The organism is Candidatus Pseudomonas auctus, from assembly GCF_048654275.1.
Classification (GTDB): domain Bacteria; phylum Pseudomonadota; class Gammaproteobacteria; order Pseudomonadales; family Pseudomonadaceae; genus Aquipseudomonas; species Aquipseudomonas pharyngis.
Window position 1 is genome coordinate 294555 of record NZ_JBJYZK010000003.1, and the last position, 15502, is coordinate 310056.

Consider the following 15502-nt stretch of genomic DNA (forward strand, 5'->3'; position numbering starts at 1 on the left):
TCAGGCCAACTTTCCATGCTTCGCCACAACCGCAACTTCGGGTTTACGAAACACCAGCACATTCCCCAGCATCACCAATACCAGCCCCGCCAATGCCGGTGCCGTCCATTGATAGCCTTCGGCGAAGGCCGAGACATTCAGCGCCACCACCGGGAACAGCACCGTGCAGTAGGCGGCGCGCTCCGGGCCCATGCGGCCGACCAACGTCAAGTAGGCGGTGAAGCCGATCACCGATCCCGGAATAACCAGATATAGAAGCGCGCCAATGTAGCGCGACGTCCACTCCATCTCGAATGGAATGCCCTTGACCAAGCACCACACCGAGAGCATCGCCGCACCGTAGGCCATGCCCCAGGCATTGGTGGTCAGCGGCTTGAGACCGGCCTTCTGTTGCAGGCTCGAGAGCATGTTGCCCGCCGAGAAGCACAAGGTGCCGCAGAGTGCCAGACCCAGGCCCAGCAGGGTTTGCGGACTGGCGTGATGCCCGGCCAGCTCCGGCCAGAACAACAGGCCCAGGCCAGACAGCCCCAGCGCCCCGCCCATCAGCACATTGCGCGCGATGCGTTGGCCGAAGAACACCCGCGCATTCAGCGCGTTCCACAACGTCGCCGTGGAAAACACCACCGCCACCAGACCGCTGGGGATCCATTGGCTGGCAGTCAGGAAACACATGAAGTTGACGCAGAACAGGCACAACCCCTGCGCCACACAGATCAGATGCCCGCGCCGGTTCATCGGTTGCAGCCGACGGCTGAGCAGCAACAGCGCAAACAACACCAGCGCCGCGAGACCAAAGCGGTAGACGATCGACACCGGAATCGCCACCACGCCCAGTTGCCACTTCAAGGCTATCCAGGTGGTGCCCCAGATCAGCACGGTCAACAAATACAACGACAGGTTCATGGCAGACACTCCTCGATTGGGTTTCAGTGTCCGCCTGCGCCTTCACCCCTCGCTTGCATAAACTTGCGCTTTTGTCGGCGTGCAGGCTGGCAGCGCAACATCTACGGAGTAGGATGCAAGGCGTTGAAGAGAACCGACCATGGCCGCCATCGATACCCTGCAAGTCTTTCAAGCCTTGAACAGCTCGCCCAACGCATGCCTTGTGCGCAGCGCCGAGCTGGGGGACGGCCTGTCCGCAGCCTTGTGGACCAACCACCACGACGCCCGCGACTATGACGCGCCGAGCCATCACACGCTCTCCTGCTACATCGCTGGCGGCACCGGCACGTTCCGCCGTGGCGCCCCCGCAAACAAAGGCAGTCCGGACAAGTTGTGCATCCTGCCAGCCGACCACGAGTCGGGGTGGGTGATCAATGGCGACATTCGCCTGGCCCACCTGTATTTCAGCGCCGAACAATTTGCCTTGGGTTGCGTCACGCTGCTGGATCGCGAGCCCCGGGAAATGCAGCTGCGCGAACAGACTTTTCTGGAAGATCCGCAACAGGCCCGACGGTTTCGCCAGTTACTCACTCTCAATTGGGACGAGCCTGGCGAGCGTCTGCTGACCAGCAGCCTGGCCCACGAACTGATCAGCCAAACCTTGTTGAGCCAGGTCGGCGTACGCCACGGCTTGCGCCTCAAGGGCGGGCTGGCGCCGCATCAGCGCCGGCAATTGGTGGAGTTCATCGACAGCCAACTGGCCGAGCCGATCAGTCTCGGGCAACTGGCGGGGTTGTGTGCGTTGTCGGAATACCACTTCGCGCGGATGTTCCGGGTGAGCTTCGGACTGCCGCCACATCAGTATGTGCTGGCGCGGCGTTTGAGTCGGGCGCGGGAGTTGTTGCGGGGCACGGCGTTGCCGCTGGGGGATATTGCCCTGGCGTGCGGATTTGCCAGTGCCAGCCACTTCACCAACCGCTTTCGCCAGGTGCTGGGTGGAACGCCCGGCGAGTATCGCCAGGCGTTTTTGCGCTGATCAGAACTCCAGCGTGCTCGACAACGAAATCTGCCGCGAATCGCCCATCGACACGAAGAAACGGCTCGCCGCCGAGGTGTAGTAGGTGCGATCGAACAGGTTCTTCACGTTGAGCTGGAACTTGACCTTCTGCCCCTCGACCCGGGTGTCGTACGTGGCGAACGCATCTGCCACGGTGTAGCTCGGCAGATCGAAATCGTTGACCGCGTTACCCGCTCGTTCACCGACATAGCGCGCGCCGGCGCCGACCCGAAGCTGATCACCACCGATCACGCTGCCGAAGTCGTAGACCGCCGACAGCGAGCCGGTATTTTTCGCCACGTTCTGCAGCCTGTTGCCTTTGTAGTCTGGATCTTCCGTAACCTCGGCGTCGGTATAGGCGTAGCTGCCGATCATGCTCCAGCGGTCGCTGAGCTGGCCGGTCAGGTCCACTTCCAGGCCCCGGGAACGCACTTCGCCGGCGGCGCTGTAAATCGTCGTCGGGCCTTCGGAATTGGCCACCAGCACGTTGCGTTTCTTGATGTCGAACAGGGCGATATTGCCGGTGACACGCCCCGGAATGTCGAGGCGTGCGCCCAGCTCCCAGGACTTGGCTTCTTCCGGCGCGATGCTGCCATCGAGCACGGTGCTGCTGCCGCTCAGCGGCGCGATGGTCGAGTTGGGTTTGAACGATTCGGTGTAACTGCCGTAGAACGACAACGCGTCGGTATAGCGATACACCAGACCCGCGCGCGGCACCCACTTCTGGCCGTTGCTGTCGGTGTTGGCCTTGAACGGCACGCCTTTGCCGGCGTACTGGTCGTATTCCTGGAAGCGCCCGCCGACCACCAGAATCCACTGGTCGTTGAGGTGGATGGAGTCCTGCAGGAACACCGAGTCGCTGCGCAGCAGATCGGTTTGCGCACTGTCCGCCGGGCTGACGGTGGTGCCTTCAACTTCGCGGCCGTAGACCGGGTTGACGTAACTGAAGGTGCTCAGGCTTTTCTGGCGGATCAGGTCGGCGCGGTAGATCTTGCGGTACTCGTCGTCGACGCCGAACACCAGATCATGCTGCATGCCCAGCACATTGACCTTGCCTTCGAGGCTGGCCGTGGTGAAGCGGTCGGTGCTGATCGCGCCTTGCGTGCCATCCATGCTGCGGGTCAGGGTGCCTTTTTTGGTGTCGATAGCGGTTACGCGGACCTGGCTGGCGTCGTAGGTTTCGCGATTCCAGCTGTAGCCGAAATGGGCTTTCCAGTCGTCGTTGAGTTCGTGATCGGCCTCAAAGTGATAGAGATCGGAACGCCCTTCCATGTCGTTGAATTTCTCGTCGAGCCGCTCGTTGCGCGAGATATCCAGCGGATGGTTGGTGCGTGGATCGATCAGGGTTCCACGATCAAACGGGGTCAGGAATTCACGGTGCTCGTAAGCGAACAACAGCTTGGTGCGCTCGCCGTACCAGGCCAGCGACGGTGCAACCAGGGTTTCGCGGTGGGTGCCGAAATTGCGCCAGTAATCTTCGTCTTCGTGGTCCAGCACCATGCGATACGCGAGGCCGGAATCCCCCAGCGCACCGGTGCTGTCGAACGAGCCGCCGCTGCCATTCTTGCCGTCGCCGTAGGTCGAGCCGCGCAGGGTCAGCGCGTTGTACTGGGTCAGTTCGGGCTTCTTGCTGACCATGTTGACCACGCCGCCCGGGTCCTGAATCCCGTAGAGCAGCGAGGCCGGGCCCTTGAGCACCTCGACGCGATCCACGGTGGCGTTCATGCCACGGCCCTGCACCACCGGCATGCCGTCGCGCATGATCGAGCCGTTGCGGTTGTCACCGAAGCCGCGGGTCATCACCGAATCCTGGGTGCTGCCCAAGGTGTTGCCCTGGGTGATGCCGCTGACGTTGGCCAGTGCATCATCAAGATTGCGCGGAGCCTGATCGCGAATAACCTGAGCCGGAATCACGTTGACGGTCTGGGGGATTTCCTGAAGCGAAGCGGAAGAGCGCATCACCGAACTGGTTTCCGGTGGCTGGTAGCTCATCGGCTGGTCGACCACCGAGGTGATGTTCGTCGCGCCGAGGTTCAACGCGCCTGCGGTCGGTTGCGGTTCGAGCGCCAGGGTATGGCTGTCGGTGCGGCGGAAGGTCAGGCCGGAGCCGGTGAGCAGACGTTGCAGCGCCTGTTCGGCACTCATCTGGCCGTTGATCGCTGGAGCGGTGAGGCCATACGGCGCTTCATCGGTGTAAACCACGCTCTGCCCGGTGACGCGGCTGAAGTCGCTCAAGGCCTGAGGCAACGGCTTGGCAGCCAGGGAAAAACTGAATTGCTTTTGCGGCTGGCTGCTGACGGATTCAGCGGCCAGCGCCACGCTCAGCGGCAACAGGGCCAATGCCGAAAAACTCAAGGCTGAAACGCCCAACCACTGTTTGACCGAACCCGATTTTGCCCTGGACTTCATTGCTCATGACCTGTGTAGAACCGCAACGGATGCGAATGACTCGCAGTTTCAGTCACTACACGGATGGCGTCCGGGTTTACCTCACCACAAAGTTGAAAATATTTTCAGCGCAGGATGATCAGCTTGCCCAACACCTGATGCTGCTCGAATCCCAACACCCCTTGCAGCGAATTCAACACGGCTTGCGGATCCTTGCTCGGAAAGCTGCCGCTGACCTTGCGCGCACCCAGTTCGTCGTTGAGCAACACGATCCGTCCCGGGTAATAACGCCGCAGATCCTGCACCACATCGGCCAGTGTCGACTTGTAGTAAGTCAGCCAGCCCTGGCGCCAGGCCAGTTGCGCTTCGCTGTCCACCGCGTGGAGTTTTTCTGCGGTGCCGGCGCCGTACGCCACTTGCTGCCCGGCAGTGAGAATCTGTTGCTGGCCGTCACGGGATGCCGTCACGCCGACGCGTCCGGACAGCACCGTCACCTGGGCGCCTTGAGGTTGCAGGCGCACTTCGAACTGAGTGCCGAGCACCCGCGCCTGGCCCTTTTCAGCCTCGACCACAAAGGGATCCCCCGTGTGAGTCACGCTGAAAAATCCGGCCCCTCGGCGCAATTGCACATGCCGCTCGCCATGACTGAAATCCACGGCGATGGCACTGTCCGCATCCAGCGTGACCTGCGATCGATCGGCCAAGGTCACGGTGCGAATCTCGCCGGGTGCCGACACGTAATCGGCGCCCAGATCATCGATCCAGCGCTGCGGCTGCCAACCACTGCCGAGGCTGATCATCAACAGCAGGCAGGCCGCCATGGCCAGCGCGCCGGCCCAGCGTCGAAGCGATGCACGGCGCGGTCGATCCATCGCGTTGAGCAAACTCTGCAACGCCAGCGCGTCTTCATCGGCCAGGGTGCGCGCCGGTCCTTCGCTCAACTCCCACACCACTTGCGCCTGGGCGTAGGCCTCGGCGTGAGCCGGATCGGCATGCAGCCATTGACTGAAGGTCAGTTGATCGCCGGTGCTGGGGCGGTCGTGCAACAGGCTCAACCAGGCAAAAGCGGCCTGTTCCTGCGCGGGCGTCGGGATGACGCGGTCGGTGTGATTCACGGTGCTTTCCCTGGCAGGCGTGGCGCGGGTTCGCGCAAGCTGGCCTTGCAGGCCTCGAGGGCGCGCATCATATGTTTTTCCACAGCACTTTGGGACAGGCCCATGGCCTTGGCGATCTCGGCGTACTTGCGCCCGTGAATGCGATTGAGCAAAAAGATCTGCCGCGTGCGCTCGGGCAAGGCGCGCAAGGCCGCTTCGACGTGGCGCAAATCGTTGCCCGCTTCGAGCGCCGCCTGCGGTTCGCTGGCGCTGCTGTCCGGCTCGTCCGGTTGCCAGCCTTCGTTGACCCGCACCCGCGCGCCTTCGCTGCGCAAATGATCGATGGCGATATTGCCGGCGCAGCGCAACAGATAAGTGCTGAGCTCTTCGACCTGCACCAGCGGCCGACGCCAGAAACGCAGAAACAGATCCTGCACCAGATCCGCTGCCGTCGCCCGGCAACCGACGCGCCGGCTCACCAGCGCTTCCATCTGCGAACGCTGGGACAGGAACACTTGAAGAAAATGCGCGCGGGCGCCGTGGGGTTCGTCGTCGCGGTGCTCGGGAGGATGGCCGATCAGCATGTCAGTTCAAGGCCCATGCAGCGACCGGGCTGGCGAGCAGGCTCAGTCCGGCCATGGTCAAGGCCAGGCGTGGGCGATAGGGCAACAACAGCACCAACGTCAGCGCACTGAGCATCAACACTGCGCACCAGTCGACCAGACCAAAACTCCAGCCCTTCATGGCAACCGCCGCCCACAGCGACAGCCCCAGCAACAGCCAGCCTGCGAGTTTCAAACCTTGTCGACGGCGGGTCGAAGGTTTTTGACCCAGCAGCTCTTCGTGATGCCGAGGCATCGCCAGGCACAGCGCCGTGAAAGCGCAATAACAAAGCAACAGCGCCAGCAGCATTCAGTTCGTCCCATGCTCAAGGGTGATCGGCCGGGCCGTTTCGCGGGCTGGCTTTTGCACGCTGACGATGTGTCCAGCGCGCTGCATTTTCCGCGCGGCCCAGGCGAGGAAGAGACCGCTGCCCAGACACGTCAGGTCGAAACCGGCCAGAGCCCAGTCACCTTCGGGCACTGTTACGCCGAGGTGGTAAGAAGAGGTCAAGCCATTAAGAACCGGCACCGCGACAAACAGCGCGGCTCCGAGCGACAGCTGTTCGACCCAGGCCTTGCGCCCCGGACGCAACATCGCATGCACCACGCTTAAGCCCCAGGCGATGAAGAACGCGTTCACTTCCCAGTCGGCACGCCCGGCCAGATTCACCGGCAGCAGACGATTGGCCCAGAAGAACACCGCAACAGCCGCCACCAGTCCGGCCATGCTGGCAATGTTCAGCACTTGCACCAGCCGCAACTCGAAGGGCATCACACCGCTTTTGATGTGTTTGAGCTGACGCTTGCCGAGCCAGATCACCAGCCCGGTGCCGATCATCGCCGTGCCCGCCAGACCACAGATGAAATACAGCCAGCGCAGCACCGGTCCGGCAAAGTGGCCCATGTGCAAACCGTAGAAACTGCCAGCAACCGCCATCGCCATCGGCTGATCGGGCGTTGTGCCGATGACTTGTCCGCTGACACCGCTGAAGGTCACGGCGCTGCCGGAATCATTCACCACTCGGTCGGAACCCGCGCGGGACATCACCACCGAGGCATTGGCATCGCCCGGATTGTTCACGCTGATACGCCCGACATGTCCACCCGACCATTGCTCGCTGGCCGCCAGCAACAGGGGCGCCAGCGGTGCCAGTGTCGCCGGTTGATTGGCCCGTTCAGGAATGCTGGATTCGGGAAAAACCTCGTCGTAAAACGCTCGAACGTTGTTGCCGTACGAAGCCAGGATGCTCGCCGGCATCACCATCGACATGAAGATCACCAGACTGCTGTAGGTGATCATCAGATGAAACGGCAACACCAGCACAGCCACCGCGTTGTGTCCGTCGAGCCACGAGCGCTGGCCCTTGCGCGGGCGGAAGGTGAAGAAGTCCTTGAAGATTTTCTTGTGGGTGATGATCCCGGTGATCAATGCGACAAACATCACCATCGCGGCGATGGTCGAGAGCCAGCGGCCCCACGGATAAGGCATTTGCAGCTGGAAGTGGAAGCGGTAGAAAAACTCGCCGCCCATGCTTTCCCGGGCCTGCACTTCGACACCGGTCTGCGCGTCGAGCGTCTTGCGGGTGAATGCGCCGCGTTCGCCGGGCTTGGCTGGCGTCTTCTGCCAGCCCACGCTCAGACCGGGATCGCGGGCGTCGGGCAGGCCAATGATCCAGCGCGAAGCGTCGGGGGCGTTTTGTTGCAGATAGTGCTGGGCCAGCGTCAGGCTTTTTTCGGCATCCAATGGGTGCGCCTGGATTTCCGGCTGCATCCAGTGACTGGTTTCGTCCTTGAAATAGGCCAGGGTTCCGGTCAGAAAAATCGCAAACAACAGCCAGCCGAAAACCAGCCCGGTCCAGGTGTGCAGCCAGGCCATCGCCTGCCGGAAGCCCTCTTTCATGCCAGACCCAAACCGCGCGCTGCCCCGGAAACGGTCGCCAGGATCACGCTTGGCACCAGCAGACCAACCCACGCCGACCACGCTGTGCGACAGGCGAAACACCAGAGCACCGCCACCAGATAGACCAGGAACGAAACGGTCATGCCGGTCACCACTGCCTCGGCGCGGTTCAGCGGCAGCCACAACGTCAGCGTCACGCTGGCCAATGCCGCGACCAGATAGCCGCCGAACACCGCCGCGAGCACCCGCGAAGTGACGGCCAGACGATAGGACAGGGGAAGTGTGGCGAGTTTGGCTTTCATGTTTCGACCCTGAAACGATTAACGTCCGACCAAGACGCCGAACGACAGGCGAGCAATATTAATGATAAATATTCTCATACGCAAAAGAGTCTGATTGCCGGGCACCCTTCGCAGCCCTACAATGCGAACCATTCTTGTTCTCTAACGCATCCTGCATGCGCCCGGAGTGATGCCGTTGCCGTCCGCCCATCCTGTCGAATCGCTCTATCAGGCCCACCACAGTTGGCTCACCGGCTGGCTGCGGCGCAAACTCGGCTGCCCGGACAGCGCCGCCGATCTCGCTCAGGACACCTTCATCCGGGTGCTGACCGCCCGCGAGCCGCCAGTGATTATCGAACCGCGCGCATTCCTCACCACCCTGGCCAAGCGCGTGCTGTTCAACCATTACCGCCGCCAGGACCTGGAGCGCGCCTACCTCGACACGCTCGCGCAGATACCGGAAATGGTTGCGCCTTCGGAAGAAGAGAAAGCCATCATCCTGCAAACCCTGATGGAGCTGGATCAGTTGCTTGATGGCCTGCCGCGCGTCGTCAAACGCGCATTTCTGCTGGCGCAGGTCGATGGCCTGACCTATCCGCAGATCGCCGCCGAACTGGGCATTTCCGTGGCCACGGTCAAACGTCATCTGAACAAGGCAGCGATGCGCTGCTACTTCGCCCTGTGAACCCGTCGATGGATTTTTCCGCGCAGGTCGCCGAACAGGCGGTGCACTGGTTGCTGGAAATGCAGCAAGGCCCGTTGAACCCGCGCCAGCAACAAGCCTGGCAGCAATGGATCGATGCCCACAGCGAACACCGCCGCGCGTGGGAGCACATTCAGCGGGTCAATTCGCGGTTGCGCGGGTTGTCGTCGCCACTGGCCCACGCCGCACTGAATGCGCCGAAGTCCGGCAGCCGTCGTCAGGCGCTGAAGGTGTTGCTGATTCTCGGCGCCGGTTCGGCGGTCACCTGGGGCATGCGCGAGCACAATCCGTTGCCATCGCTGCTGGCCGATTACCGCAGCCCGATTGGTCAGCGGCGCAAGATCTCGCTCGGCGCCGACGGCCAGTTGCAACTCAACACCGCCAGCGCGGCGGATGTCCGGGGCGATGGTTTGATCCGTCTGCTCGAAGGCGAAATGCTGCTGACCGCCACGCAATCCTTCGACGTGCAAACCGCCCAAGGCGTGCTGAAAACCCAGGGTGCGCGAATAAACGTACGGCAGTTTGCCGACCGCACGCAGATTGCACTGTTTGAAGGTCGGGTCGAATTGAACGCACAAGGTCGCGCGCCGATGCTGCTGCCGGTCGCCCGACAACTGAGTTTCAGCACCACCGGCGTCAGTGCGGCAAAACCGCTTGACGCCAACAGCGGTGCCTGGGCCGACGGCATGCTGGTGGCCGCGCACATGCGTCTGGGCGACTTCCTCGATGAACTCGGTCGCTACCGTCGCGGGCAGCTCCATTGCGATGCGAAAGTGGCTGACCTGCTGATTTCCGGGACTTATCCACTGGACGACAGCGAGCGGATTCTCGATCTGCTGGAAATCAGCCTGCCGGTAAAAGTGAGGCGCTTCACCCGTTACTGGGTGACGGTCGAAGCTAAAGCCTGATCGTTCCCACGTCGAAGTGTCGAACCGTCCGCGTGGGAATGCAGCCCCGGGACGCTCCGCGTCCCCTGCAAAAATAAATGAGCCGTTTTTCAGATCTGGCGTGACAGAGAAGGAAAGCCCCCTTGATTCAACCTTCTCAGGACCGTCCTCCATGCACCCCACTCGCCTCACGCCGCTGGCCCGAACCCTGCGCAACCTCGTCCTCGGCGCCAGCCTGAGCTTCAGCGCCCTGCCCCTTGCGCAGGCCGCCGAAACCAAGGCTTATCACATCGCCCCGTCGACGCTGGAAAATGCCCTCAACCAGTTCGGCCGTGAAGCCGGTGTGCTGATTTCGTTCGGCTCGCAAGTCACCAGCGGTGTGCAAAGCCGTGGACTGGAAGGCAACTACACAGCGGAACAAGGTCTGAACGCGCTGCTCGAAGGCACCGGCCTGCAAGCCCGCGCCGAGGGTGGCAATGCCTTCAGCCTGCAACCTTCGAACGACAGCGCACTGGAGCTGGACACTTCGAAAGTGGTCGGCGACTGGCTGGGTGAGGCTGCGCAGGTCAACGTCTTCGAACATCCCGGTGCCCGTGACGTGATCCGCCGCGAAGAGTTCGAGCGCCAGGGCGCGACCCAGGCCCGCGATGTGCTCAACCGCATTCCCGGCGTCAACGCACCGGAAAACAACGGCACCGGCAGCCACGACATGGCGCTGAACTTCGGCATTCGCGGCCTCAACCCGCGCCTGGCCGCACGCTCGACGGTGTTGATGGATGGCATCCCGGTGCCGTTCGCCCCTTATGGCCAGCCTCAGTTGTCGTTCGCGCCGATCAGCATGGGCAACATGGATGCGGTGGACGTGGTGCGCGGTGGCGGCGCCGTGCGTTACGGCCCGCAGAACGTCGGTGGCGTGGTCAACTTCGTGACCCGGGCGATTCCGGACGAGCCGACCGTCAAGGGCGGTTTCCAGACCGAAACCAGCCCATCGTCCAGCCATGACGGCTTCAAGACCAGCGCCAACCTGCTGGCCGGCGGCACCAATGCCAACGGTCTGGGTGGCGCGCTGTTGTACTCCGGCACTCGCGGTGGCGACTGGCGCGAACACAGCGATACGGAAATCGACGACCTGATCCTCAAGGGCAAATACCAGCTCGACGAGGCCAACAGTTTCAACGCCATGGCTCAGTATTACGAAGGCAAGGCCGACATGCCCGGCGGTCTGAATGTCGCCGACTACGATGCCGATCCGTATCAGTCGACCCGGCCGAAGGACCAGTTCTGGGGCCGTCGCACGATGTTCAATGTCGGCTATCGCTATCAGGAAGATCGCCGCGAGTTCACCGCCAATACCTTCTTCACCAAGACCCTGCGCAGCGGTTACCTGGACCAGGGCTCCTTCCTCTCGCTGTCGCCGCGCGAGTATTGGGTGCGCGGTCTGGAAACCCGCTTCGCTCAAGGCTTCGACCTCGGCGCCACCAGCCATGAAGTCGGCGTCGGTTATCGCTACATCAACGAAGCCGGCCACGAACTGCGCTATCGCACCCCGATTGCCAGCAACGAGTATCCGACCACCAACAGCCGCAATGACCGCGACACCCGTGGCGGCACGGAAGCCAATGCATTTTTCGTCGATGACCGGATCGACATCGGCAAGTGGACCATTACCCCGGGCGTGCGCTACGAGATGATCGAGTCGCAGCAGACAAACAATCTGACCAACGTCAAATACAAGGGTGACTACAACACCGCGCTGCCGGCGCTGAACGTGCTGTATCACCTGTCCGACAGCTGGAACCTGTACGCCAACACCGAAGGTTCGTTCGGTAGCGTGCAATACAGCCAGATGCCCAACCGCGTCAGCAGCGGCGAAGTGAAACCGGAGAAGGCCCGCACCTGGGAACTCGGCACCCGTTACGACAACGGTGCGCTGCGAGCGGAGATCGGCGCATTCCTGATCAACTTCGACAACCAGTACGAAAGCAACCAGACCAATGATTCGGTAATCGCCCGTGGCGAAACCCGGCATCAGGGCATCGAAACCAGCGTCAATTACGCTCTCGACGACTTTAGCCCGGCGCTGGCCGGCTTCGATGTCTATGCCACTTACGCCTATGTCGACGCAACCATCCGCGAAGATGGGCCAAACAAGGGCAATCGTGTGCCGTTCTCGTCGAAACACAAAGGCACGATCGGCGTCGGTTACACCGAAGGGCCGTGGAAACTGAACCTGGACAGCAGCTTCCAGAGCGACCAGTTCGCCGACAACGCCAACACCTCGAAAGAAAGCGCCGACGGCAGCACCGGCAAGATCCCGGGTTACATGCTGTTCAGCAGCCGCGCCGGTTATGACTTCGGGCCGCAGCTGTCGGACCTGAACGTGGCGGTGGGGGTGAAGAACATCTTCAACACCCAGTACTTCACCCGCTCGTTCGATGACAACAACAAGGGCAAGTATGTCGGTGAGCCGCGCACGGTGTACGTGCAGACCTCCGTCGCTTTCTGATCCCTGCTGAAAACAGAAAGGGCCTGCAATTGCAGGCCCTTTCTCATTGGGTGGCTTGGAAAATCAGCGCATCAACTGTTGATCGCTGCCTGTTCGTTCTCGTCAAACTCTTCCGCCAACAGCTTGTCATTGGCTTTGCTTGTGAATGGCACCACAGCGGCTCGCGGTTTGCCGCGCAGTTTGCCAAACAGGTGCTCCAGCGCGTGCTCCAGTTTTTCGGCTGCACCATCGATCGCCTGTTCCAGCGAATCGGCTTTGTGGGTGACGGAAATCGGTTGATGGCCTTTTGGCCGCGCTTCCAGTTGGCAGCGCAAATCATGAGGACCTGGTTTGTCACCGTTCTCGTCGCTCAGATGGACTTCGACACGGGTCAGGTCTTCCTCATAACGGTCGAGCGTGCTCTCAATTGTGGTTCGTACCCACTCCTCCAGTCGTTTGCTGCTTTGAATATGGTTGTCGCTGTTGACTTGGATTTGCATAGTTCATCCCTTATTTCAGCTAGCTCGCAAGAGGCCTGGAACAGGATTTCGTGACCTCTTGATTACAACAATCGGCCCGCCGGACGAACATTTCAACCCCTTAAAAAAGATAAATATTCATTCGCAAAAAAAGCCGGACAACCGAGTAAAGCGCTGGTAAGGTCGGGAGTTGGGTCGCCCCACCACCCCGAAAAATCTGCTCACAATTGGCCATCACCCAACGGGTGCAGGCTGCGAAAAATCCCCGCCTCTTCCACCAGCCAGTCATGCACCGCCCGCACGCCCGGATGGCTCAGGGCCCCCGGCGCATAAAGCAATACATAGCGCTTGTGATTGGGCACCGAAATCCCGAACGGCACGATCAACGTCCCCCGCTCCAGCTCGTCGTTGAGCAACGTGCGCCGGGCAATCGCCACGCCCATGCCGGCAATCGCCGCTTCGATGGTCAGGTGGTTGCGATTGAACGTGTGCCCGCGCCGCACATCCGCGCCCTCGAAACCGATGGCATTGAGATAAAACTCCCACTCCGCGTATTCATAGCTGCCGCGCCAGGCGGTGATGTCGTGCAGCAGCGGAAAATGCACCAGATCCGCCGGCCCGTGCAGCGGCGGCCGTCCGCGCAGCAGGCCCGGCGCGCACACCGGGAAAATCTGCTCGTCGAGCAAGGCTGTGGATAACAGTCCCGGATAACTGCCGTCGTTCAGGTCGATGGCCAGGTCAAAATCCCCTTCATGCAACGGCACGCTGCTGTCCTCGGCCACCAGCCGCAACTGGATGTCAGGGTAACGCTGTTGCAGGCGTGGCAAGCGCGGGGTCAGCCATTTGCTGAGGAACGACGGAATCGAGCGCACTCGCAGAATCCCGCTGATCATCCCCGCGTCGAGGCGACGCAATTCCGCGTCGATGCTGCCGTAAGCCTCGTTGACCGTGATCGCCAGTCGCTGCCCTTCCGCGCTCAACTCCACGCCCCGCGCACGGCGATGAAACAGGCGAAACCCCAGTCGCTCTTCCAGCTGTCGGATTTGCTGACTCACCGCCCCCGGCGTGATGTGCAGTTCCTCGGCACAGCGGGTGAATGACAGGTGCCGCGCGGCACAGGAAAACACCTGCAGCCAGACGTAAGTCTGGGCATGCAATTGACGACTCATGGTTTAGTCCTGCTAAAGGCTTACTTAGGAAATTTCGTTAGTCACGTTGAAGCGAGGTAGGCAGTATCGCCGACATTGCGCTTGTCCTACAAAAAATGGCAGCAATTCCTACTCCATTGCTTGTAAGGGTTTAGCATGGCTATCAGTGTTTTCGATCTATTCAAAGTCGGCATCGGTCCGTCCAGTTCCCACACCGTCGGCCCGATGCGCGCCGCCGCGACCTTCGCCCAGGCCCTGATCGACCAGCATTTGCTGAACGATGTGCAGCGGGTGGAAATCCGCTTATATGGCTCGCTTTCGGCCACCGGCGTCGGCCATGCCACCGACCGCGCAACGGTCATGGGCTTGATGGGCGAATGGCCGGACAGCATCGATCCGTCGACCATCGAGCCGCGCATCCAGCAAGTGCGCGAGACCGGCCAACTCTCTCTGGCCGGTAAACGCTCGATCACCTTCAACTGGCAGCACGATCTCCTGCTGCTGGACGAGAGCCTGCCCTACCACCCCAACGCCATGTCGCTGACAGCCTTCGGTGCATCCGGCCAATTGTTCGAGCAGACGTACTACTCGGTCGGCGGCGGTTTCATCATCGAAGCGGCCGAAGCCGAATCCGGCGCAGCGCCGGCCGGCGACGTCGAGTTGCCTTACGAATTCTCCAGCGCCGTCGAACTGCTGGCGCTGTGCAAGCAGCACAACCTGCGGGTGTCCGAACTGATGATGGCCAACGAACGGGCCTGGCGCAGCGACGCCGAGATCCGCCAGGGCCTGCTGCACATCTGGTCGGTGATGCGCGAATGCGTCGAGCAAGGCTTGCGCCACGAGGGCATCCTGCCCGGCGGTCTGAATGTGCCGCGTCGTGCGGCGAAATTGCACCGCAGCCTGCTGGAAATCGGCAAGCCGAACGTCATCAGTTCGACCCTGTCGGCGATGGAGTGGGTCAACCTGTTCGCCCTCGCCGTCAACGAAGAGAACGCCGCCGGCGGGCGCATGGTGACCGCGCCGACCAACGGTGCCGCCGGGATCATCCCGGCCGTTCTGCACTACTACATGAAATTCAATCCGGATGCGTCGGACGACGACGTGGTTGCGTTCTTTCTGGGCGCGGCAGCGGTCGGCATCCTGTGCAAGAAAAACGCCTCGATTTCCGGCGCCGAAGTCGGCTGCCAGGGCGAAGTCGGCTCTGCCTGCGCCATGGCCGCTGCGGGTCTGGCCGATGTGCTCGGCGCCACCCCGGAGCAACTGGAAAACGCCGCCGAAATCGGCCTGGAACACAACCTCGGTCTGACCTGCGACCCGGTCGGCGGCCTCGTGCAAGTGCCGTGCATCGAGCGCAATGCCATCGCTGCGGTAAAGGCGATCAACGCTACACAAATGGCCCTGCGCGGCGACGGCAAACACTTCATTTCCCTCGACCGGGTGATCCGCACCATGCGCGATACCGGCGCCGACATGCATGACAAATACAAAGAGACTTCACGGGGCGGCCTGGCCGTGAGCTGGGTGGAGTGCTGAGGAGCACTCCCTGACCGCCCGTAACACGTGAGCCCGAGCAAGAATAATAACGAGGCAAAAACG

General features: G+C 61.8%; 14 protein-coding genes. 5 read left to right on the forward strand and 9 right to left on the reverse strand.

The features are described from left to right. Positions 1 to 903, reverse strand: coding sequence for a DMT family transporter (locus ACKUG4_RS07785; protein WP_064593500.1), 903 nt, complete (start codon positions 901 to 903; stop codon positions 1 to 3). Between the two features lie 139 nt (positions 904 to 1042). Here ACKUG4_RS07785 and ACKUG4_RS07790 point away from each other — a divergent pair, with 139 nt between their 5' ends. Then, positions 1043 to 1918: a helix-turn-helix domain-containing protein gene (locus ACKUG4_RS07790; RefSeq protein WP_445433758.1), complete on the forward strand. Its 876-nt coding sequence runs from the start codon at positions 1043 to 1045 to the stop codon at positions 1916 to 1918. Here ACKUG4_RS07790 and ACKUG4_RS07795 read toward each other — a convergent pair whose 3' ends face one another. The 6 genes from ACKUG4_RS07795 to ACKUG4_RS07820 form a co-directional block, all read right to left on the reverse strand. Beyond that, complete coding sequence (locus tag ACKUG4_RS07795; protein ID WP_445433759.1) at positions 1919 to 4348, reverse strand: TonB-dependent siderophore receptor; 2430 nt, start codon at positions 4346 to 4348, stop codon at positions 1919 to 1921. 104 nt (positions 4349 to 4452) lie between these two features. Next, positions 4453 to 5442 carry a FecR family protein gene (locus ACKUG4_RS07800; RefSeq protein ID WP_445433760.1) on the reverse strand — a complete coding sequence of 330 codons (990 nt, stop codon included), beginning with the start codon at positions 5440 to 5442 and terminating at the stop codon, positions 4453 to 4455. After that, complete coding sequence (locus ACKUG4_RS07805) at positions 5439 to 6005, reverse strand: RNA polymerase sigma factor (RefSeq protein WP_074691725.1); 567 nt, start codon at positions 6003 to 6005, stop codon at positions 5439 to 5441. Before ACKUG4_RS07805 ends, ACKUG4_RS07800 begins: the two co-directional genes overlap by 4 nt. A 1-nt stretch (position 6006) precedes the next feature. Then, positions 6007 to 6333 (reverse strand): DUF3325 domain-containing protein, encoded by a 327-nt coding sequence (locus tag ACKUG4_RS07810; RefSeq protein ID WP_064593490.1) that lies wholly within the window; start codon positions 6331 to 6333, stop codon positions 6007 to 6009. Beyond that, positions 6334 to 7923 carry a PepSY-associated TM helix domain-containing protein gene (locus ACKUG4_RS07815; RefSeq protein WP_445433761.1) on the reverse strand — a complete coding sequence of 530 codons (1590 nt, stop codon included), beginning with the start codon at positions 7921 to 7923 and terminating at the stop codon, positions 6334 to 6336. Continuing rightward, positions 7920 to 8225: a DUF3649 domain-containing protein gene (locus ACKUG4_RS07820; RefSeq protein WP_039769401.1), complete on the reverse strand. Its 306-nt coding sequence runs from the start codon at positions 8223 to 8225 to the stop codon at positions 7920 to 7922. Before ACKUG4_RS07820 ends, ACKUG4_RS07815 begins: the two co-directional genes overlap by 4 nt. 175 nt (positions 8226 to 8400) lie before the next feature. Here ACKUG4_RS07820 and ACKUG4_RS07825 point away from each other — a divergent pair, with 175 nt between their 5' ends. From ACKUG4_RS07825 to fecA, 3 genes are all read left to right on the forward strand, one after another. Continuing rightward, positions 8401 to 8889: a sigma-70 family RNA polymerase sigma factor gene (locus tag ACKUG4_RS07825; protein ID WP_064600677.1), complete on the forward strand. Its 489-nt coding sequence runs from the start codon at positions 8401 to 8403 to the stop codon at positions 8887 to 8889. An 8-nt stretch (positions 8890 to 8897) separates the two neighbouring features. Continuing rightward, the gene (locus tag ACKUG4_RS07830; RefSeq protein ID WP_445433762.1) at positions 8898 to 9815 is read left to right on the forward strand and encodes a DUF4880 domain-containing protein; all 918 of its coding nucleotides are present in this window, start codon (positions 8898 to 8900) and stop codon (positions 9813 to 9815) included. Positions 9816 to 9966: 151 nt separating this feature from the next. Further along, positions 9967 to 12300 carry a TonB-dependent Fe(3+) dicitrate receptor FecA gene (gene fecA / locus ACKUG4_RS07835; protein ID WP_445433763.1) on the forward strand — a complete coding sequence of 778 codons (2334 nt, stop codon included), beginning with the start codon at positions 9967 to 9969 and terminating at the stop codon, positions 12298 to 12300. A gap of 71 nt (positions 12301 to 12371) precedes the next feature. Here fecA and ACKUG4_RS07840 read toward each other — a convergent pair whose 3' ends face one another. Next, positions 12372 to 12779, reverse strand: a complete 408-nt coding sequence (locus ACKUG4_RS07840; protein WP_011332524.1) for an HPF/RaiA family ribosome-associated protein — start codon at positions 12777 to 12779, stop codon at positions 12372 to 12374. A 200-nt stretch (positions 12780 to 12979) separates the two neighbouring features. After that, positions 12980 to 13927 (reverse strand): LysR substrate-binding domain-containing protein, encoded by a 948-nt coding sequence (locus ACKUG4_RS07845; RefSeq protein ID WP_011332523.1) that lies wholly within the window; start codon positions 13925 to 13927, stop codon positions 12980 to 12982. 135 nt (positions 13928 to 14062) lie between these two features. On the opposite strand from ACKUG4_RS07845, the gene ACKUG4_RS07850 reads away from it, so the two are divergent. Then, complete coding sequence (locus tag ACKUG4_RS07850; RefSeq protein WP_236189777.1) at positions 14063 to 15439, forward strand: L-serine ammonia-lyase; 1377 nt, start codon at positions 14063 to 14065, stop codon at positions 15437 to 15439. Positions 15440 to 15502 lie beyond the last annotated feature (63 nt).